The sequence below is a fragment of the Lactococcus sp. S-13 genome (assembly GCF_004210295.1).
Taxonomy (GTDB): Bacteria; Bacillota; Bacilli; order Lactobacillales; family Streptococcaceae; genus Lactococcus.
On the sequence record NZ_SDAK01000001.1, the window covers coordinates 1589255 to 1610628 of the forward strand.

General features: G+C 38.9%; 21 protein-coding genes. 7 read left to right on the forward strand and 14 right to left on the reverse strand.

Annotated elements, in window-relative coordinates:
- Positions 1 to 5: 5 nt before the first annotated feature.
- The 4 genes from asnB to mreC form a co-directional block, all read right to left on the reverse strand.
- On the reverse strand, positions 6 to 1883 hold the full coding sequence (gene asnB, locus EQJ87_RS07910) for an asparagine synthase (glutamine-hydrolyzing) (RefSeq protein WP_130124097.1): 1878 nt from the start codon (positions 1881 to 1883) through the stop codon (positions 6 to 8).
- Positions 1884 to 2002: 119 nt separating this feature from the next.
- On the reverse strand, positions 2003 to 3331 hold the full coding sequence (locus tag EQJ87_RS07915) for a CHAP domain-containing protein (protein WP_130124098.1): 1329 nt from the start codon (positions 3329 to 3331) through the stop codon (positions 2003 to 2005).
- 115 nt (positions 3332 to 3446) lie between these two features.
- Entirely contained in the window at positions 3447 to 3962 is a 516-nt protein-coding gene (gene mreD / locus EQJ87_RS07920; protein ID WP_130124099.1) for a rod shape-determining protein MreD, read from the reverse strand.
- Complete coding sequence (mreC, locus tag EQJ87_RS07925) at positions 3962 to 4828, reverse strand: rod shape-determining protein MreC (RefSeq protein WP_130124621.1); 867 nt, start codon at positions 4826 to 4828, stop codon at positions 3962 to 3964. The genes mreD and mreC overlap by 1 nt, the downstream gene beginning before the upstream one ends.
- A gap of 296 nt (positions 4829 to 5124) precedes the next feature.
- Between mreC and EQJ87_RS07930 the strand changes: the two genes are divergently transcribed.
- Entirely contained in the window at positions 5125 to 5586 is a 462-nt protein-coding gene (locus tag EQJ87_RS07930; protein WP_130124100.1) for an NUDIX hydrolase, read from the forward strand.
- Positions 5587 to 5652: 66 nt separating this feature from the next.
- Here the strand turns inward: EQJ87_RS07930 and rpiA are convergent, their stop codons facing one another.
- From rpiA to EQJ87_RS07960, 6 genes are all read right to left on the reverse strand, one after another.
- Positions 5653 to 6327, reverse strand: a complete 675-nt coding sequence (rpiA, locus tag EQJ87_RS07935) for a ribose-5-phosphate isomerase RpiA (RefSeq protein ID WP_130124101.1) — start codon at positions 6325 to 6327, stop codon at positions 5653 to 5655.
- Between the two features lie 139 nt (positions 6328 to 6466).
- On the reverse strand, positions 6467 to 7138 hold the full coding sequence (locus tag EQJ87_RS07940; RefSeq protein ID WP_370449779.1) for a Crp/Fnr family transcriptional regulator: 672 nt from the start codon (positions 7136 to 7138) through the stop codon (positions 6467 to 6469).
- Positions 7139 to 7250: 112 nt separating this feature from the next.
- Positions 7251 to 8471, reverse strand: coding sequence for an MFS transporter (locus EQJ87_RS07945; RefSeq protein WP_130124103.1), 1221 nt, complete (start codon positions 8469 to 8471; stop codon positions 7251 to 7253).
- Positions 8472 to 8527: 56 nt separating this feature from the next.
- Complete coding sequence (locus EQJ87_RS07950; protein WP_130124104.1) at positions 8528 to 8965, reverse strand: universal stress protein; 438 nt, start codon at positions 8963 to 8965, stop codon at positions 8528 to 8530.
- 45 nt (positions 8966 to 9010) lie between these two features.
- Positions 9011 to 9214: a hypothetical protein gene (locus EQJ87_RS07955; protein ID WP_130124105.1), complete on the reverse strand. Its 204-nt coding sequence runs from the start codon at positions 9212 to 9214 to the stop codon at positions 9011 to 9013.
- Positions 9215 to 9430: 216 nt separating this feature from the next.
- Positions 9431 to 13777 (reverse strand): 2-hydroxyacyl-CoA dehydratase, encoded by a 4347-nt coding sequence (locus EQJ87_RS07960; protein WP_130124106.1) that lies wholly within the window; start codon positions 13775 to 13777, stop codon positions 9431 to 9433.
- Between the two features lie 552 nt (positions 13778 to 14329).
- Here EQJ87_RS07960 and EQJ87_RS07965 point away from each other — a divergent pair.
- Positions 14330 to 14944, forward strand: a complete 615-nt coding sequence (locus EQJ87_RS07965) for a TetR/AcrR family transcriptional regulator (RefSeq protein WP_130124107.1) — start codon at positions 14330 to 14332, stop codon at positions 14942 to 14944.
- An 80-nt stretch (positions 14945 to 15024) separates the two neighbouring features.
- On the opposite strand, the gene EQJ87_RS07970 is transcribed toward EQJ87_RS07965, so the two are convergent.
- On the reverse strand, positions 15025 to 15756 hold the full coding sequence (locus tag EQJ87_RS07970) for a pseudouridine synthase (RefSeq protein ID WP_130124108.1): 732 nt from the start codon (positions 15754 to 15756) through the stop codon (positions 15025 to 15027).
- A 110-nt stretch (positions 15757 to 15866) separates the two neighbouring features.
- Between EQJ87_RS07970 and EQJ87_RS07975 the strand changes: the two genes are divergently transcribed.
- The 5 genes from EQJ87_RS07975 to EQJ87_RS07990 are packed head-to-tail and all read left to right on the forward strand — an operon-like array spanning position 15867 to position 17800.
- Positions 15867 to 16199, forward strand: coding sequence for a PadR family transcriptional regulator (locus EQJ87_RS07975; RefSeq protein WP_130124109.1), 333 nt, complete (start codon positions 15867 to 15869; stop codon positions 16197 to 16199).
- Complete coding sequence (locus EQJ87_RS07980) at positions 16196 to 16750, forward strand: DUF1129 domain-containing protein (RefSeq protein ID WP_130124110.1); 555 nt, start codon at positions 16196 to 16198, stop codon at positions 16748 to 16750. Before EQJ87_RS07975 ends, EQJ87_RS07980 begins: the two co-directional genes overlap by 4 nt.
- Before the next feature lie 21 nt (positions 16751 to 16771).
- Entirely contained in the window at positions 16772 to 17320 is a 549-nt protein-coding gene (locus EQJ87_RS07985; protein WP_130124111.1) for a hypothetical protein, read from the forward strand.
- A gap of 11 nt (positions 17321 to 17331) precedes the next feature.
- Positions 17332 to 17487 carry a hypothetical protein gene (locus EQJ87_RS11565; RefSeq protein WP_190289062.1) on the forward strand — a complete coding sequence of 52 codons (156 nt, stop codon included), beginning with the start codon at positions 17332 to 17334 and terminating at the stop codon, positions 17485 to 17487.
- A complete protein-coding gene (locus EQJ87_RS07990) occupies positions 17474 to 17800 on the forward strand; it encodes a bacteriocin immunity protein (RefSeq protein ID WP_190289063.1) in 327 nt (108 codons plus the stop codon). Before EQJ87_RS11565 ends, EQJ87_RS07990 begins: the two co-directional genes overlap by 14 nt.
- A 73-nt stretch (positions 17801 to 17873) precedes the next feature.
- On the opposite strand, the gene EQJ87_RS07995 is transcribed toward EQJ87_RS07990, so the two are convergent.
- The 3 genes from EQJ87_RS07995 to EQJ87_RS08005 all read right to left on the reverse strand — a co-directional run bounded on the left by EQJ87_RS07995 (position 17874) and on the right by EQJ87_RS08005 (position 20983).
- Positions 17874 to 18509, reverse strand: a complete 636-nt coding sequence (locus EQJ87_RS07995; protein ID WP_130124113.1) for a hypothetical protein — start codon at positions 18507 to 18509, stop codon at positions 17874 to 17876.
- 127 nt (positions 18510 to 18636) lie between these two features.
- Positions 18637 to 19833 (reverse strand): MFS transporter, encoded by a 1197-nt coding sequence (locus tag EQJ87_RS08000; RefSeq protein ID WP_130124114.1) that lies wholly within the window; start codon positions 19831 to 19833, stop codon positions 18637 to 18639.
- On the reverse strand, positions 19826 to 20983 hold the full coding sequence (locus tag EQJ87_RS08005; RefSeq protein ID WP_223804522.1) for a HesA/MoeB/ThiF family protein: 1158 nt from the start codon (positions 20981 to 20983) through the stop codon (positions 19826 to 19828). The genes EQJ87_RS08000 and EQJ87_RS08005 overlap by 8 nt, the downstream gene beginning before the upstream one ends.
- Positions 20984 to 21374: the final 391 nt, after the last annotated feature.

Here is a 21374-nt window from a genome sequence, read left to right on the forward strand (position 1 = left end):
CTCCTCTAAAAATTAACTACTGCAGGTTTCTCGCCATTATGGATAAAGTAAACATCATACCACGTCAAAAATGAATAAATGGTCCAAAGGTGGCGACGGGCATCATTTTTGCCCGCAAAATTATCGTCCAACATTTTCAAGATTTTATCTTGTTCAAAGAACTCAGACACGAATTCTTGTTCAAATAATTGACGAACTACTTTATAATACTTTTCTTCTCTCAACCAATCTTTGATTGGTACTGGGAAGCCAAGTTTTTTACGGTTTGACCATTCTTCAGGCAAATGACGACGGGCAGCTTGACGGAAAGCATATTTCGTATTATGTTCATTCAATAGATATTTTGAAGGAATTTGCTCCGCCGTATGCATCAACTCAATATCCAAGAGTGGCACACGCAATTCCAGCGAGTGAGCCATTGACATCTTATCTGCTTTGAGCAAAATATCTCCCGGCATCCATTGGTGCATATCAAGATACTGCATTTTACGCAACTCAGAGCCTTCTGGGGCATTTTTATAAGTTTTACCAACAATCTCTTTCACTGTTGGTGCAGATTTGAATTCGTCTTTTAAAAGTTGAACAGATTCAGCTTCATCAAAAACTTTAGCTTGTCCAATGAAGAAATCTTCCGCAGGCGCTAGAGATTCGTACAGATGTTTTTGACCTTTAAAATGTTTATGTTCAATCCCACGAGCAATTGAAAAACGCATGGCTTTAGGTAATTTTTTCAAGCCTTCAGCAAGAACCCGGACAGCACGAGAATTTGTACTGAATCCGTATGACTCATAGCCCGCAAAAAGTTCATCTGCACCTTCACCAGACATCACCACGCGTACATCACGCGCTGCAAGTTCTGCAAGGAAGAACAAAGGGACACAAGATGGATTTGAATCTGGCTCATCCAAATAATATTGAATTTGTGGAAAATGTCTGAAGGCCTCATCCCCATGAATTTCACGAGAAGTATTATTCAAACCAATCATGTCTGTCAATTGTTTAGCTTGTTTTGATTCATTGAAAGTCCCTTGACCAAAACCAATCGAGTAAGTGTGTTCTGGACGCAATGTAGAAGCCACGTAGCTTGAGTCCACCCCACTTGATACAAATGCCCCGACTTCCACATCAGCAAACTTATGAGCCTCAACAGAGCCTACAACAGTCTTGTCAATCAAATCAATAGATTGATCTAAGCTAATATTTTTTTCATCCACCTTCATATCCCAATAAGGTTGAATGTCTAAAACGCCATCTTTGTAGGTAAAGTAATGCCCTTCTTTAATGCGGAAAACACCTTTAAAGAACGTTTCATCCAAGGCTGAATATTGGAAAGTCATGTAAGGTTTGAGCGCTTCCTTATTCAGCTCTTTTTTGAAATTGGGGTGCTTCAAAAAGCTCTTAATTTCTGAGCCATACATGAAAGTCCCATTCATTTGAGCATAGTAAAGTGGTTTGATGCCAAAATGGTCACGAGCACCAAACAGTTCTTGTTTTTCTCTATCCCAAATAACGAAAGCAAACATCCCACGTAGTTTTTGCAGGAGTTCAACACCATATTCTTCGTAGCCATGTAAAAGCACTTCCGTATCAGCGTGCGTTGTAAATTCGTGACCTTTAGCCAACAAATCTTCACGCAATTCACGGAAATTATAAATTTCACCGTTAAAAGTAATCAGTTTTGTTTTATCTTCATTAAAAATGGGCTGATCGCCACCTTCAAGGTCAATGATACTCAAACGACGAAAACCAATCGCAGCACCTTGATCTACAAATTCACCTGAACTACTTGGTCCACGGTGAATAATAGTATCCATCATTTCCTTCAAAGTTTTTGATTTATCAGTTTGTTCCATTCGGTCAATAAAGCCGACAATTCCACACATTTATTGTATCCCCTTATGATTTTTCCTTATTATTATACCATAATAATAAAAAATGATTTGATAAAAGGAAAAATTGTCCCCTTTACCAAATCACTATTTTTTATTTTGAAAATTGTAGCCTAGTTTGGCATCAAGAAAGTAACACCAGCTGCACTTACGTGTGAACGAGTGTGACCCCATCCAAATCCAGAGCCGCCTTCGATGACGTTGATTGTTCCATCAGAGTTAACACCAGTTACGATAGCAACGTGACCATATGGTGAGCCAGCATAACCAACAAAGTCAGTAGAGAATCCTGAAGCAATAACACCAGGGGCAGCTCCTACAACGTGGAGAACTCCTTGTGCAGGTCCATTGCTAGCCCATTGTCCACCATTACCAGGCATGATGTTGCGGATATAGATACCTTGGGCAGCAAAATGTTGCCATACGTAGTCTGTACATCCACCACCAGCATAAGGGTTACCGATAGGAGTACTATTGATTCCTGAGCTTCCACCAGATGATGGAGGCGTTACAACAGTTGTATTGTTATTGTTGTTGTTGTTTGAATTAGAATTAGAATTTGAGCTTGATGAGCTATTGCTGCTTGAACTTGATGAACTACTGCTGTTTGAGCTTGAGCTAGAAGAGTTGCTGCTTGAGCTTGAGCTGCTTGTAGCTTGTTCAACTGCCTTAGTGGTCGCAGCTGTTGATGCCGCTTGAGCTTGAGCAGCTTGCTTTTGTTGTGCTTCATAAGCTGCTTGTTTCGCTGCTGCTTCTTGAGCTGCTTTTTGAGCTGCTGCTTTTTCCGCCAACAATGAATCTTTCTTATCTTGAGCTGTCGCAATTGTTGCTTGATAGTTCAAAGTTGCTACTTTAAGTTCAGCTTGTTGTGAAGTCAATTCTTGAGCTTGTGAGTTCAAACTTTGTGAGAGGGCTACGAACTGGTTGTAGTTCTTTTTAACCGTTTCTGATTTTTGTTTGAGTTCTTTTTGCTCTTGTTCTTGTTGTTCAAGCATTTGTTTGTTAGCGCTTGAAACAGTAGCGATAGCTGTTACTTTTTGAATAACGTCAGTCAAAGATTTTGAGTTGACCACTGCGTCCAAATAGTTTGTTGCTGAACTGTTCACTTGGGCGCTACGTGCTTGAGCTTCCAAGGTTTTTGTCCGTTGTGCAATGCTCTCTGTCAATGCTTGAATTTGAGCATTGAGTGCTTTAGCTTCATTTTCAATCTTAGTGATTTCAGCTTTTGTACTCGCTTGTTTTTGTTGTAAACTGTTAACTTTTGCTTGCAAGCTATCAACTTGTGCTTGGGCTTGGGCCTTTGCTGATTGAGCGCTTGAAATCGTCGCATCTTGTGCTGCAATATCTGAGTCAGTATCTGCAAATACGTTTGATACCGGAGCTGCTGCAGCAGTTAATACTACTGTTGACAGTAAGATTGCTGATATAATCCTTTTTTTCATAACTATAATTTTTACTTCTCCTCCTGATAGAGTTCGGTTGAATGACTATATTATACTATTCTTAATGGCGCTTACTGTTTCTCTTTTGTTACAATGCAGTTTCCGTTTGTGTTTTTTAGTGACTTTTCTTTAACTTGTAGAAAGTTTCTAGTGGAAATTGCAGGATGACTGCAAGAACAATATTAAGAAAAAGTGTTGGCGCTAATTGGTAGACCACGAAATTAACAAAATCAAGTTTTGAAAACCCGAAAGCTGCGGTGATAGCCGCGCTGAAAACTTCAAAAGCACTTACAATGATAATGACTGTGAAAAGTCGGGTCCAACGATTTGTAAATATAGTACTTTGTATATTATAAACGAAAAGGGCGATAAGCGGAAACAATAAGGTTGCGATTCCGTAAATTCCTAGATAATAACTATCATAAATGATGCCCAAAAAGGCAGCCAGAATCAAGATATAGCTTGGTCGATGTTGAGTCACGCTATACAAAAGGAAAATTAAAAATAAATGACTGACCGGTGTCCAAATCCCTGCACTAAAACTGGTCAAGATATGGGTTATTTGTCCATCTAATATAAGAAGAACAAATAGAATAATCGGCGATGCAAACTGGAAACTAAAGCGGCTCATCAGTTGCCCCCAATCATGCGTTGGATAACAAAAACGAAACGAACGTCATAAAGATTGCTGGCAGGTTTCACATAGATTTGGCGATTCAAACCTTGTTCATCTTCTTTTTCACCAAGAACTGTACCAATCAATAGATCACGAGGACTTTCTCCGCTTCCGAGTCCACTCGTAAAGACTTGACTTCCTTTGGCAAATTTATCTTGTGTGGTTAACTGACTAATGATATAAGCTTTTTGTTGGCTATCATAGCCTGCAAGAATTCCGTATGTGGCTTCATCTGCATCTCCATTTCCTAATCTTACAGGGATTTTATCTTCAATTCCTTTAGAAGAGCTTAATAATGAAACTTTGGAGCTATTTTTATTAGCTTGTGTCACTCGACCAATAACACCACCATTGGCCATGACAAGCATGCCTGTTTTTAAGCCATCATTACTTCCACGATCAATCACTAAGGTGTCATTCCAAGAAGTCGGATTCCTTGTGATAACATTGGCAGCGACAGTTTGATAATCCGTCAGTGTTTCTTGAAGTTTGAGCGCTTTTTTCAACTCTGCATTTTCTGATTCAAGTCCCTTGACTTTATTGGCGTCATCTTTGGATTGGGAAAGTTGTGTTTTTAGGCTGGCATTTTGTTTATAAGTTGCCAGTAAATTTCCAACTTGATTTGCTCGGTCTTGAACAAAATGGATGGGAGCAGCAAGTACTCGGTCAACAAAGCCCGTCCCGTCATTAATTGTTTGAGTCATTGCTGACGGCTCGCGATCTGATTTAAAATTTTTGGCTGAAATGACAATTGCTGACATCGCTGCGATAATGATAATAAGGGCGATAATAATCAGTTTACTTAAGTTAAATTTTTTCAATGTTCTTGTTCCCTTCGGTAATGCTGCTTCAAGCTCTGGTCTGAAACTTGAGAATGACGATGAGTAAGTGTCTGCAGTCTTTTGACTTATCACAAGAGCAGTCTTACTTTATTCATTATAAATATGAAATTTTCCAATAAATCATGTGATAAACTCTTCGTACTCGTACCTTATTTTATCAAATTTGACAGAATTTTGATAGAATAGTGATAAGAAATTTTTGTAAGCGATTTTCGTCAGTATCAGTGGATTTTTTGGCTCCTTTTTTACTGACGAAATGAGGAGGAACTTTTTTTATGACTGATATTCCCGTTTTTGGTGAAAAAATCGAAGGAAAAAATTATCAAGCAAGATATGGTGTGTATGCTATTGTGGCAAAAAGTTTGACCGAGGTTTGCTTGGTACAAGCACCAAACGGCGCTTTTTTGCTACCTGGTGGTGAGATTGAAGTTGGCGAAAATCATGAAGTCGCCCTCAAACGTGAACTCATTGAAGAGCTGGGAGCAACTGCTCAAATTGGTGATTTTTTGGGACAGGCTGATGAATACTTTTATAGCTCGCATCGGGATAAATATTTTTATAATCCTGCTTATATTTATGAAATCACTGATGTCCACTTTGACTCCGCTCCTTTGGAAGATTTCAATAATATCTTCTGGTGCAGCCCCGATGAAGCCCTAGCTAAACTCAAACGCGGCTCACATCAATGGGGCCTCCGTGCATGGTTGAAAAAGCAAAAATCATCATCAATGGACTGACAATGATCTTACCTAAAGCCGTCAGTATTTCTGACTGCTTTTTTTCTGTCCAATTTACTGACGAAATTATTTTTCGATTATTTTGATTCCGTCAGCACCAGCAACAATAACTTTTTTTACCATATTATTAAAAAGACCATGTTCGACCACACCAACGGTCAAATCAAGCGTTCTTGCAAGTTCCTCTGGCTCAGAGATTTTACTGATGTGAAGGTCAATAATCCAATGATGCATATCCGTCAGTAATTTCTCTGCGGTATCCGTCAGGCGCCAAGTCGGAGCATATCCCGCCGCCTCAAACTTACGAAAAATTTGTTCCGCTCCATAGGGAATCACTTCCACAGGCACCATGAAAGAACCAAGCTTTTCGGATAATTTACTCTCATCAACAATCCAGATATAATCTTTTGAATAGGTCGCCACAATTTTTTCCATCAGTAATGCGGCACCGCCCCCTTTAATCCCATTCAACTGGGCGTCAATTTCGTCAGCTCCATCCACAGTCAAATCAACATGGTCTACCTCGTCAATCGAGCGTAATGGAATTCCCAAAGCCTTAGCCTGCTCGCTGGTCACATTTGAAGTTGTCACTCCAATAATTTCTAGTTTTTCTTCACGAACCCTGCGCCCAAGTTCTTCGACAAAAAAAGCAGCCGTTGAACCCGTTCCCAAGCCAACAATCATTCCTGATTTCACAAATTCAGCCGCTTTTATTCCAACTTGTTTTTTCAGATTTTCCATTTTTTCTCCTCGCGTGAATCTTGCTCTTATTATAGCAAAATTCCTTAGGATTTTGGCTAAGAGAATGCAAGCCATTCAAACGAGAATTACGAAAGTAAAAAAGGAGCATGAAACTGCTCCTTTTTTTATTTTGCCACGATTAACTGACGTAATCTTCCAGGTATTGTGGATTATAAACCATGATTTTATTGTCCACCACATCAATCACCTGTTCTTCTTTCAAATCGTGAAGAATCCGATTGACACTATTTCGAGTTGAGATACCACAAAAACCTGCTATATCTTCATTCGTCACTGGAAAATCAATTAAAATTCCTTCTTTTTTACGAATACCAAAATCGTCAATCAGTGTGTTAATACAAGCGCAAACCGCTCCCTTTTTCCCATTGATTGTCATTTTTTGAAGAATTTCAAGATTGAGCGCTAATCTTCGCTTATAAAAATCATCGACGACCTTGAATAAACTTAAATCATTTTTTACCCAAGTCCAAAAATCATTACGTGAAATTTTGTAAAAACTCGCCGTATCTGTTTCAATTCTGACATTAAATAGGGCTGAAATCCCATCATTTTGTTTTTCTTCTAGGAGCGACACAAAATCAGGTTCTGCAACATAAGCGATATTAAACTCACGGCCATCTCTCAAAATATTGCTAATCTTTGCAACGCCCTCTTTAAGAACATAGATATATTCAGATTCAATTCCTTGATACATGATATAACTATGTTTCTTACGCGTTACGACACTCACATGATTTTTTTCAAGGATTTCTATCAAATAGTCAATATTCGCGTTTGCCATTTCTTTCATTTTGCTATAATTCATCACTTACTAAAATTTATATTTCATTTTCTTTGCCTTCATGATAAAGATGAAAGCTATCTTTCATTATAACATCCTCTGAGCAGATATACCATTTTTTTTAAACTTTTGTACTCATTTTTTGATATTTCCCATGAATCAAGTAATAAATAATCCACACAACAATGACCGCTGGAGCACTATAAAGATAGAGGTTACGGAAACCAAGCATTCCTTTACCAAGCATTGGGATAATCGCTCCCAAAACAATCGGTCCGCCACCAACACCAAGGTCAAGGAAACCAAAGAATGTTGAAGTCGCCACACCAATCCGGTCTTTACTTGAATCCCGAATAGCCACAGCTTGCCCAAATGGAGCAACGCCACCATAGCCAAGTCCAAAAGCACCACCAGCAATCAATAAAACAACAAAGCCAGTTCCTGAGTTGAAGAAGCCAGCAATCCCAACAAGCAACATCGCCACAGCAAAGAAGACAAATGTTGGATTAAAAATCCAGTTATCCCCTTTGGTATCAAACAAACGACCTGTAAACGGACGTGAAAGGAAGATAAAAATAGCATACATTGTGAAGAAAAGTGAACCAGCCAGTGGAATATTAAGATCCGTTGAGAATGAACCCATTCCTGTCAAGATAGCAGAGTCGATAAAGCCCGCCAGAAAAGCAATGATTGAGATTGGAAGGGCTGATTTTTCGATGTAGCGTTCGATTCCTTTAGGCTGATGAGCCAGCGCAGTTGCCCGTTCTTCTGCTGAAAATTCTTTCACACGAACAAAGAAAATCATCACGAAAGTCAAGACCAATAAAATAAGTGCTAATCCCAAAAGCGATCCAAAACCAAACGATGAATAAATCATGATTGAGAGCGCTGGTCCAACCGCAGCAGCAAGAGTAACAGATAAAGCGTAGTAACCAATTCCTTCACCACGACGTGAAGCTGGGACAACGTGACCCGCAATAGTTCCTGATGCTGTTGCACCAATCCCAAATCCTGCCCCTTGAATAATTCGAATAATAAAAAGTAAAGGGATATTAGTCGTCACATAATAACCCAAAGTCAAAATAAGAAAGATTAAGCCGCCAATATAAAGCAGTTTTTTCATTCCAAGCTTAGTGATATTAATCCCTGTCCATACTCGACCAATCAAAGCCCCAATAACAAAGACACTTGATAAAGAAAGGCTGACAACGGTAGATTGATGTAATTGTTGAAGCGCATAAGTCCCAATTGATGAAGTTAAAACATAAAATACGATATAAAATAAAAAACTAATAAGTGTGTTGATGATGAAAGTAGGGGTAAAGATACTTTCTTTTTTCATGATTCTTTCCATTTCTATATTAACGACTCTGGGCCGTTTTTTTGTAGTCTAAGCAACTATTTTCTGACAATAAGCGTGTTGCAAGCGGCATGAGTGACAATATAAGAAGCAACTGACCCAACGATAACACGTTCAATATAACTAATTCCTGTGGCACCTACGACAATCAAATCTATTTTTTCTTCTTTAGGAATTTTTGTTGCCATCATAATTTTTGGTGAACCGTACTCTAGCACTGTGCGAACTTTAGCTACTCCTGCAACTTTGGCTTCTTCAGCAAATTGTTTAAGCAGTATCTTTGTCCCTTTTTCATGGCGTTCTTCCGCCAACGTATCATAAGTATTGACCGCTAAAAATGAACGTTGCTCAATGACATTTGCCAAAATAAGTTCGGCATCATTGCGTTTTGCAATTCTAACAGCTTCATCAAACGCTTTGAGAGATTCCGCTGAACCGTCCATTCCGACTAAGATTCTTGAATATTTATTTTCCATAATTTTGTTCCTGTATAAAAGGCACAAGAGAAACCTCGTGCCGACTTAGCCAACTGCTGAAATATTTCTTACTTCAAAAGCAAATTTGCCGTCCTCTGTTTTAACAAAGCCGTGTTGATGAGAAACATACTCAATAGCTTCATCCATATCAGCAAAGTCTTGAACGACACTGCGGATTTTTACGTCACCTACATAATTAGGCATTGAGTCTTCTTCGTATGAAGAGAGTCCTTTAAATTCGAATTTCATCTTGAAATTCCTTTCTGATTGAGATTTTTTGATATTGGCAGCAAGTCTTTGTTGTCCAATGTTTAAAACTTACTCACTTATTCTAAACAAAAGTTCAACGTCTTGCGCTAACAATTTTTGATACCAAATTTTGATAACAATTTTTGATAACATTTGTTACTATTAATGTAATTAAAAAATACTGACCTGTTGAGTCAGTATTTTTCATTTTCACTATCAGTATCCGTGCGCACCCATAGGGAGGATTTCGATACTTTCTTGTTCTTTATTTTGGCGTTTCTTGGCCGTTGCCATCATCAAACGAATGCGGTTAAGCTGGTTGACCGCAGAAACTCCTGGATCGTAATCAATAGGTGCTAAATTAGCTCCTGGATATTGACGACGCAACTCTTTAAGCATTCCCTTACCTACAATATGGTTAGGCAAGCAGCCAAAAGGTTGAAGGCAGACAATATTCATCACTTTCTTTTGCAAAAGCTCAATCATCTCCCCAGTTAAAAACCACCCTTCTCCCGTATGATTGCCCACGGAGATGATTTCTTCAGTATTTGCCGCAATTTCATAAATACTCTCAATGCCATCAAATCGTTCTGAAGCACGCAGGGCCTTATCCATCGGTTTTTCCATCATGTTGATGATGCCTAAGAGTGTTTTGGCCATGAGTTTATTTTTCTTAGCAAATTCTAATTCGTCTGTTTTCCAGATTTGATTGTAGAGGCTGTAGTTCATAAAGCCAATCAAGTCAAGGACAACCGCTTCGCCTCCTTCTTCTTCGATGATTGACACAATATCGTTATTGGCTGTTTTGCTGTATTTCACAAGGATTTCACCGACGACTCCAACACGGGGTTTTTGAATCTTCAATAGAGGAATTTGATCAAATTCACGAATAATTTGTTTCATGTTTCGGTTAAATTCAAAAATTGAGGCTGTTTTAACATTATGCTGTGCTTTTTCTAGCCATTTGGCGTGTAAAGCATTGACTGAACCTTCAATTGCCTCGTAAGGACGTGTCCGATAAACCACGCGCTCGAACAAATCGCCATAAAGCACGGCAATCATAAAACGTGTCAAGAGCGGTACGGTGAACTTAAAGCCTTTTTCCGTTCCTTGATTACCCATAGAGAGTGAAACGACTGGTACTTGAGGGAAGCCAGCATCAACCAACGCTTTTCGCAAGAGAGGAATATAGTTTGTTGCCCGGCAACCTCCACCAGTCTGGGTCATCATAACCGAGGTGTTATTGACATCGTATTCACCAGATTGGAGGGCTTCAATGAGCTGACCAATGGTAATAATGGCTGGGTAACAAGAGTCATTATTAACAAATTTTAGACCGTTGTTGACTGAGCTTTGCGTCTCGGGTAAACAAACCACATGATAGCCTGAGGCTGCAAAGGCAGTGTCAAGCAAGCCTTCTTGATGAATTGGACTAAGCATTGGCATTAAGAGGGTATGTTTTTTCATCGTCTTACTGTCAAAAATCGGTGCTTGCGGTGCAATTTCTTTGATTTCAGCCCCATCGGTTGCTTCGATATTGTGACGAGTGCGTTCTAAAACAGCTGCTTTTAAACTGCGCAAACGAATACGAACCGCTCCCATATTACTTCCTTCATCGATTTTGAGGACGGTATAGAGTTTGTTATGCGCGCGCATGACTTCTTCTACCTGGTCGGTTGTCACCGCATCGAGTCCACAACCAAAACTGTTGAGCTGAACGAGTTCAAGATTTTTATTTTTACAAACAACTTGAGCAGCTGCATAAAGGCGAGAGTGGTAAACCCATTGGTTAACAACGCGCAGCCCGTTGACTTCTTCAAGATGCGAAATAGAGTCTTCGGTCAGGACATGAAATCCTTCTTGAGTGATGATATCAGCGATACCATGATTAATCTCAGGATCCAAATGATAGGGGCGACCAGCTAAAACAATCGCTTTTTCTTTATTCAGGTTGATCTTAACCAGCAGGTCTTCAGCTTTTTCACGAAGGTCATTTTTGAAAGCTTCCAATTCTTCAAATCCATGATTGATGGCTTGCTCCACCTTCGCTTTGTCAAATTCAAAGCCTTGTTCTTTCAGCGCTTTATAGATATTATTGACTACGCTTGTGCGATTGGCAAGGTTGAGGTAAGGGTGTAGATAGTTGACTTGCCCTTCACGAATTTCGTCAATATTATTTTTGATGACTTCTGGATAAGATTGAACGATTGGACAATTATAATGATTTTGAGCATTTTTTTGTTCTTCTTGTTCATAGAGAACTGCTGGATAGAAAATGTTAGGCACTTCTTGTTTAATCAGCGCCATGATATGTCCGTGCGCCATTTTTGCTGGATAACAAACGGTGTCGGAAGGAATGGTTTCAATGCCTCCTTCAAAGAGTTCCTTGTCTGAGCGAGGACTGAGTACAACACGAAAACCAAGGTCGGTAAACATGGTGTGCCAAAGGGGATAATTTTCGTACATATTAAGTACGCGTGGAATACCAATTTCGCCCTGTGTTTGTTTTTTCTTGGATAAGCTGTGGTAACGGAAAAGTTTTTTGTATTTGTAATCAACAAGGTTTATTTTCTTATCTTGGCGATCGATTTTTACCTTGGTTGCTTTTTCTGCACCACGTTCACAGCGATTTCCTGTGACAAATTTACTCCCGTCATTGAAAACTGTTAAGGTCATTTTACAGTTGTTTTCACAAAGTCCACAGACCATAAATTCTTTGTGTGTTTGAAAGCTTTCAAGCTCATCAAGAGTGAGTAATTCTGAGGATTTGCCGACTTCTTCATTATCCAAAGAAATCAAAGCACAGCCGTAAGCGCCCATGAGTCCTGCGATGGAAGGACGGACAACTTGGCGTTCAGAAATTTTTTCAAAGGCACGCAAAACGGCTTCGTTGTAGAACGTTCCACCTTGAACGACGATTTTTTCACCTAATTCTTCGGGACGTTTGACTTTGATGACTTTGTAGAGGGCGTTTTTGATGACCGAATAAGACAGGCCAGCAGAAATATCACCTACTGTGGCACCTTCTTTTTGAACTTGCTTGACTTTTGAATTCATAAAAACGGTACAACGCGAGCCAAGATTGACTGGATGTTCAGCAAGCAAGGCTTTGCTGGCAAAATCACGGACATCGTGCTTGAGCGAATTGGCAAAAGTTTCGATAAAAGAGCCGCAACCTGACGAGCAAGCTTCGTTAAGGGAAATCGAGCTAAGCGCACCATCGTTTATCCGCATGGCTTTCATATCTTGCCCACCAATATCAAGGATAAAATCAACTCCTGGGTTGAAATAATCAGCGGCTTTGTAGTGCGCCATTGTTTCTACTTCACCGTAGTCCACATGAAGTCCTGCTTTAATCAAGTGTTCGCCGTAACCTGTCACGGTTGATTTAGCGATGTAGACTTCTGCGGGCATTTTACCATAAAGGTCTTTGAGGACAGTAATGACTGACTCCAGTGGTTCACCGTTGTTGGAGCCATAGTGGTCGTAAAGAATATTTCCTTCATCATCAATGAGGACAATTTTTGTGGTTGTTGAACCTGCATCTATGCCTAAAAAAGCTGCGCCAGAGTGTTCGGCTAAATTTTTATAATGAGCGGTGGCTTTGGCATGACGAGCACGAAATTCGTCAAGTTCAGCTTGATTTTCAAAGAGTTTATCCATGGTGTCTTGCGGAATGAGGCTATCAGAATGGTCATTTTCAAGACTATGAATCAATTCGGCTGCTGTTTTTTGGGTGGTTTCGTCGTAGAGAGCAGCACCCATTGCGACAAAAAGTTGTGGATTTTCAGGAAAAATGACTTGCTCTGGCGTGAGATTGAGCGTTTCGATGAAACGTTTGCGCAGTTCGCTCATGAAAAAGAGCGGGCCTCCAAGAAAAGCGATGTTCCCTTTGACTTTACGGCCTGATGCCAGTCCAGCAATGGTTTGATTGACTACGGCTTGGAAGATACTGGCTGCAATGTCTTCACGGCGGACGCCTTCATTGAGCAAGGGTTGAACGTCGGTCTTAGCAAATACGCCACAACGTGAGGCGATGGGATAGAGTTTTTCATAGCCTTTGGCCAGTTCGTTAACTCCGTTAGCATCAACTTTGAGGAGGGCAGCCATTTGGTCAATGAATGCCCCTGTCCCGCCAGCACAAGTGCCGTTCATGCGCAATTCTTGGGTGCCATTGTCAAAGAATGTCATCTTGGCATCTTCGCCACCCAGCTCAATCATAACGTCGGTTTGGGGGATAAATTTTTCAATGGTGATGCTACTTGCAATCACTTCTTGAACGAACGGAACGCCAATGACTTCAGCAAGTCCCATACCGCCTGAACCTGTAATGGCAAGCGCCAAGGGGAGATTACCATGTTCTTCAATGAAGTCTTTTAAAACTTTGATTGTGGCGGCTTTGACATCGGAAAAATGGCGCTCGTAACGAGAAAAAATGAGCTGGGGTGACTGCTCGTCTGCGGAGAGTGAAGGGTTCTCTGATAGACTTTCAGTATCAAAAACGACGAGTTTGACCGTGGTCGAACCGACGTCGATACCGGCTTTATATGTAAAATTTGGCATGATAGATGTCTCCTAGTTATGTGAGAAAAATCTGCTGTGTCCGCTCGAGCAAGAGAATTTGCTGACGGAAAGTATGAAATGATTTTCGTCAGTAATTTCTCTGCTGACGAAAATTGCGGAATGATAAGTGACATATTTTTGACGAATTTGACCCTTTTTTTCGGCAAATTTGCAGTTTGTTTAGCAGCAAATTTATCTTTTGGACGCCAAAATTGGGGAAAGCTCGTTGATGCTGTCTTTTTCTATTTTATCAGCTCTTGGTGCTTTGCCAAAATGTTTTCTGACAGGATGTTGCTTATCTTATCTTATGTTTATTTTATCATGTCTGAAAATATTTTCAACCAGCAAAAAAGGCGTGGTTGTCACATAAACGACAGTTTTCCGAGAGCTGTTGATTATGTTAAAGTTGTTTGACATCAAATGACAAATAGTTTTGACTTCATTCGCAAATGACTTTAGTCTTTTTTTCGTCTATAATAGTACTAAAGGCCTGTTGTAAAATTTGGTAAAGCGCCACAGGCAAGTTTCACAAGATTAGAAAAGAATAATGCTATGGTTAAAACCGATGATTTGCGTGTCAAACGAACGAAAAAGTTAATCAATCAAGCTTTTTTCGCCCTTCTACGCAAGAAAAATTTTGAAAAGATTTCCATTCAAGAAATTGCCGATTCGGCGATGATCAATCGGGCGACTTTTTATGCGCATTATGCGGACAAACAGGATCTTTATGACAGTTTGATTGACCAGTTTTTGGCGAATTTTACAGACATTTTGGATGCTCAAAATTTGGTGGATGGCAACAACCTTCATGTCAAGGAAATTGAAGGAGTGCTGACGCGTTTTTACGATTTTGTGCGTGAAAATCCAGAGGTGGCGCAGGTGATTACCGACCGAGCGCACGACCAAAATTTGCTGGATCGGTTTTTGGAAATCTTGTCTGAGCGCTACACAGAGCTCTTTACCAAGCTTGAAGTGCGTGAAAAAGATGTGATTGTGCCAAATGATTTTGTGATTGCTTACATCAGTTCCATTTTGGTGGGAACACTCGATTGGTGGGTCACTTCTTCTAAAAAAATGTCTGCGAAAAATTATGCACATTTGATTATCAAATTGATTTCCAATGGTCATTTGACCGTGCTTGGGGTCAATATTAACCGCGAAAATTAAGAGAGAATTTGCTGACGGAATTTTCGTCAGTAATTTCTCTAAATAAAAAATCCCCGAAGGGATTTTTTTTGATCAATGACTCACTGCTTTTTCAACATTTCGATTTCTGACAAATGCAAGGGGCGATAAGCCCCTAGTTCCAGCGTTTCATCCAGTGCAAGCTCCCCCATGCGAATGCGCTTGAGGTAGAGCACGTACATCTCGACAGCTTCAAACATTCTTTTGACTTGATGAAATTTTCCTTCATGGATAATGACGCGAATTTCACTCACCCAGCCTGATTGGCTGTCACTTTCATAACTTTTTTCCACAAAAAGTTCACCTGGGCGGGCTTTTTCGCCATTTTTCAGGGTCAAACCTGCAGCAAATTGGCGAATGATTTCCGCCGTTACTTGACCGTCAATTTTAGCAAAATATTCTTTTTCAACGTGTTTTTTTGGCTGGGTCAAATCATGACCGAGCGCTCCATCATTGGTCAAAATGAGCAAACCTTCGGTGTTTTTGTCCAATCTTCCAACAGGAAAAATATCGCTGCGAAAATCTTTGTCCTCCAAAAGCTGCACTACTGTCTTAAAAAGATTATCTTTAGTCGCCGAAACCACACCCTGTGGCTTGTTGAGCAAGTAATAATAAAACTCTTGATAGCTCAAAACTTCCCCATCAAAAGCGACTTCGCGTGAATTTTTGTCGACCTGAAAACGACCGTCACGCTGGACTGTTCCAGCCACCGTCACGCGCCCTTTTTTCAGTAAAACCTTGACTTCACTGCGGCTGCCAAGTCCTGCTTGCGCTAAAAATTTGTCTAATCTCATGATTTCATTATATCAAAAAATTTTAGGAGTTGACATTGCGGAATATTAGTGCTATATTTGTCACAACAGCTAGTTGACATTATATAGTAGTGGAGAGGTAAGTATTTTAAATGACTGAAATAAGTCCACAATTGCTCAAAGGACCCCTTGACGGTGCTCTTTTGCTTGTCATTTCGCAGAGTGAAACCTACGGTTATGAAATTACTGAAAAGTTAGAGCAGTTAGGTTTTCTCTCCATTGCCGCAGGAACGATTTATCCGATTTTACAAAAATTAGAACGTGAAAAAATGATCCAAGGTGAGATGCGAAAATCACAAGAAGGCCCCAAACGTAAATATTTTACCATCACAACCGCCGGTCAAAATCGACTCAAAACCTTTTTAGCGGACTGGCAAGCATTGACGCAAGCTATGCAAAATCTCATCAAGGAGGTTTCCAAATGAAAGTTTATCGTGAATTGAAAAATGGAATCAGAGAACACCAAGAAAACAAATCTATTTTTTCCCAACTCAATAAAGATAACCAGAAATACTTGACCGATTTTATCCGATTTTCAACACAAAAAGCAGATGAATTGTGTAAAGACGACCGTGAGCTCACTATCTATTCCGATATTATTGAAGCGCAAAAAAATAATTTGAACGCCGAAAAATTCTTTGGGATAAGTGCCAAAGAATTAGCTGAACAAATGGTTAAAGAATTACCTAATAAAAACATCTGGAAAACAATAATTATCTCTGGACTTCTGAATTTCATTGCCTTTAGCTTAATAAGCTTGCTCCTTTTCAGAAGCAACCTCAAATCAAGCGATTATTGGAGCTTTGTCCTTTTTGTTATCTTAGGAACATTTGTAAACAGCTTTCTTCGGATTTGGATTAGCCGATTATTGATTGAAAAATCGCAAAAAGTAAGGAGAAATACTACTTTTGCGATTCAGATTCTAGTCGTCCTCCTCCTTATCGGTGGACTTTATCTTTTAATTGGTAAAAAATAATCATTGCTAGAAAGGAATCTTATGAAAATTTCTCAAAACCGCAAAGAAAGAAAAGCAGCCTTTCAATCAGACAACTTCCACCTGAATGCCCTTAGTCCTGAAAACAAAAGCTACTACCAAGAATTTCTCGGCTCTTATGCCAGCCAAGCGACCTTTGGCAATACCAAGAGAGGACTGCAACACGATAAGCTTCCTCGAAAAATTTTGAATGAAATCTGGCAAGCTCAACAAAATGGGATTTCCGCACACTCTCATTTTGGCCTTTCTGCAAATGAACTTGCCCTCACTATGGTCAAAGATACATCAAAAAGGGTACAAAAAGTCCAACTGATCATTATTTTTATTGCCTTACTCGTTGGCATTTTCTTCACAATCACACAAAAAGACTGGCAATATTTGACCTTCTGGATTTTTGGTGTAGGCATTGCTGCCATCAATTATTTTAATCCTCAAATTTTTAACCGCCACCCGCAAAAAATCAGAAGAAAATGGCGCTACTTTTTCTATTTAATCTGGTTTGTCATCTGCATGACCCTCAACTCACTGCTCTTTCATTTATCTGGTTGGTAAAGGAGAAATTTATGAAAACTTCAGATTTAATCAAAGAAAACAATGCTTTACGGGAACAACTTTCTTTGGATATACATCATTCATTTTTAAGGCAGTATCTGACAAAACTTTCTGATATAATGAGTTCAGTATTAAATGAAAGAGGAATTTTCAATGGGAATTTTTAGTCCAAGCGCAGCCAATTTCAATGTTGGCGAAACTGCACTACTCGAGCAACTCATCAACTTAATTTTAAATCCTGAAACAACCAAAGATGAGCGTGCAGCCTTGACAACTGCCAAAAAAGCACTGGAGCAAAAAACCAGTGTGGCAAAAGTAGTCAATGATTTATTGAACGAGCTTATGCTTGCTGCTGTCGGCTTAAAAATGTCTCCCGAAATGAAGAGTTTTTACAGCAAGCTCTACAATAACCGCTCAGCGCTCAAAGCGCTAGAAACTGGCGCTGCTGGCTCTACACTTTTGTTTTCTCTCTTTGGATAAGCAGAAAATTTACTGACGGATTGATTAAAAACAGAAAAAATGCTGACGAAAATTTACGTCAGCATTTTTTCTATCATTCACCGTAAACATCAGCATCACTCAGTTTGAAAATCACTAAAGTTTCTGGTGGATAAGCCGAAAGTTGATTGGCAAAAGTGTCGTCATCATCTTTTTTGACTTTTGCTTTGAGTGTAATGGTCACTTTTTGATGTTCTTCGACCAGTTGGTCGTAAATTGAACGCAAATCAGCAATATCTTGACTGCTTGCTTTGGGCAAAACAGTGTATTTGGCGTAATCTTCATCAAACCAAGAACCTTCTTTTTCAAAATCAACTGACGAATTTTCCCGAATTTGCAGTTTCGCTGAAATGTCATAATCAAAGCCTTGTTGCTCAATGAGTTTGGCAATTTTGACCATGGCCTCATAATTTCCAGCAGCCTTAAGTTTAAGGGTTGCTTTATAAGGAATCCCCGCCAACTCAAAACGTCCAGCAATCGCAAAAGGATCAGCCTCTGCACCCTTGTCATCAAGGGCAGGGGGCGCAAAATTGACCCCAATCGAATATCCGCGTGTGAGCAGTTGTTCGTACTGGCTCACCACCTCTTCGAGTTCAAGTCCGTCAATAAATTCATTAAATGTGCGCTCAGTCAGCTTGTTATTTTCAGCAGCTTCTTCTTTAGGATAAATAATTTTTACTTGATAAGTCATAGAGCTATTATAACACATTTGACAAAGCGACGATACTTCGTTTATGTCCTGCCTTTGGTACAGTAATTCCTCTTGTCAGAAAAAAATCAACACTTAATCAAAGTTAATTAGATTATAAATTTCTAAATCATTTATTTTTAATAGCGTGTTGTTCTCGATTTAGCGGCGAACAGTAGCCGATTATTCCCGCAAAAACTCGTAGCAAGCCTGCAATTAAAATAATCACAAAAAGCGAAATATTTTTTTCAACTAAAAAGCCTCCTAAAAATGCTCCGATTGGAATACTAACATATGAAATAGTTCGTGTCACACTAACAACTCGTCCTAATAAATTTTTTTCCACTACCCTTTGACGTAAGGTAAAATAAGCGACAACATTCAAATTACCAAAAACTCCAGTCAGAGCCAGAAAAGTAGCAATAATAGTAAAGTTTGTTGTGAAATAAATGCCAATCGTTGCCAACCCTGCAAGTAAAGTGGCATTTGCAATAATTTTTCCAGCAGAAATGCGCGAAATAACTCTTGGTGCAATCAGCACACCCACTAATGCTCCTAACCCTATACTACTTATAATTAAACCATAGGTAGCTGAGCTTCCATGAAGGGTGTGTAAAACAAAAAAAGCAAGATTCGCTTGATAAAGATTAATTGCAAAATTTGTAATCAAGAAGAGGAGAGAACCTGTCCAAACCACTTTATTTTTTCGAGCAGCTGAAAATCCTGTTGAAATATCTTTCCAAATTGAGTTTGATTTTTTAGTAATAACTGATTGATCTGGAATTCTGAGTGCCAGTAAACCTGCCAACAAAAAACTAAGTGCGTTAAACCATAAAAGGTAGATAGGCGACACAATCAAGATTAAAGTTCCTGCAATCATAGGCCCAACTAAACTTAGTGTATTATCAACACCTTCAATCCATGAATTAACCTGGGAGAGTTTCTTTTCCTCGACAACTTGAGGAATTAAACTATTAAATGCGGGGTGCGTTAAAGGTTCAACGGATGAGAGTAGAAAAGATGCCATATAAACAAGAATCATATGGATTTGAGATTGGCTAAGTTCAAAAATAAGAAAAAATGAAAAAAAGAGTGAAGCAAAGTATCCCCAATAAATAATTTTTGTTTTTCTCATTTTATCTGCAAGAACCCCACCATAAATTGTGAAAATAATCCAAGGAATAAAAGTTACACCATACAATGTCGCCATTTGATAGGCGGAGCCTGTTTTATTAAAAATGATTACAGGGACTGCGATTTGCTGTAACCAATTACCAATTGCTGAAATCCCAAAAGCAGAAAGCAAAAAATAATAGGCTTTATCCATGTCCACCTCCACACACCTTACAGTTTTTATCCAGTCCCCAAGTCTCAGCTATACTTGTTTCCATCGTATTGAAGTTAATCGATTTTAATTTTCCAAGTGCTGTTAATTCTCCAATTCCAGTGATATACTTAACTAATTCCACACATAAAAATCCTGTAATTGTGGATACAAGTGGTACCAAGGCGGTATTATCTCCAGTTAAATCAAGGCGTCGTCTTTCTTCTAAAATAGCGTAAGAAACAGGATTTTCATCTTTCACACTATTTTTCCAACATTCAATACAACCTGTTTGATGAGGAATAATTGTATAGTGCATTGCCCTTTGCGCCTCAAGTCCCGCACAAAATAGAGGAACATTTAGCTTTAGAATCGCTTCATTTACCCACCCTGCCAGTAACATTTTAGGGCGATCTGCGACTAAAATAAGAGCATCAAATCCTTTAAATTCTTCTTCAATATCCCTAGCGCTTCCAATTTTTTTCTCTGTAACTTCAAAATTGACCTCAGGATTAAATGCCGCAATCCTTTTTTGTGCCAATTTTGCTTTACTCTTACCGATATCTTCAAAATTATAAAGAATTTGTCGATTAAGATTAGAAATATCAACCTTATCAAATTCTACAGCCTTTATTGTTCCAAATCCAAGCCCCGCTAGGTCATAAACAATATGAGAACCCAGCCCTCCGAGACCTATAATTCCAATTTTAGCGTTGCATATTTTCTTTTGGGCTAAAAATTTATTATCTGATAGTGTTGAAAATGAAGAGAAGAAATTAATATTTCTATGATATCTTTCTAATTCATAAGGAGTTAAAATATCTGAACCAATTAAGTTCACATCTTCTATAAAACCATCTTTACTTATGCTATCAATGGCTTCTCTGACATCTTTTTTAGAATATTGAGGAAAATCTAATGAGATTTGCTTTGCAATTTCCTCTACCGTTAACCTCCCATCAAGCAACTTTATCAGACGACTAATTGCTCCATCACTATCATCATATTTTGTGATTTCTCCAAATCCACCAACATAGACCTTTTTCTTCATAAACACAACAGGATACGCTTTTTTCATTTTAGGCTTCACTTTATTTATATCCATAAATTTTCCTTCACTTTCAAAGAAAAAGTCTGCAAAGCAGACTTTCATTAAATTGTCCTAGAGTGATGTTAATATCGCTCGAACCTTAACCTTCAAGTACTAAACCGGCAACACTTGATTTCATGGTTTCTTTTTTAAGCATAATGCCACCTCTTTCTTTGATAGATAGAGTAATGAAAGACCATGGATATTCATTACAAGAGTCATTATACTGCTATAATTCTGAAAAAACAATATATTGCGATTATATAATTTTTATAGTATCTATAAATTTTATTTATAGTAAATTTTACAAATAAATTTCATTTGACAAAGCGACGATACTTCGTTTATGTCCTGCCTTTGGTACAGCAATTTCTCTTATCAGAAAAAAATCAGCACTTAATTGATAAATTTAGGCGTATCGACTAGGAAAATCAAGCTTTTTGCGTTAAAATAG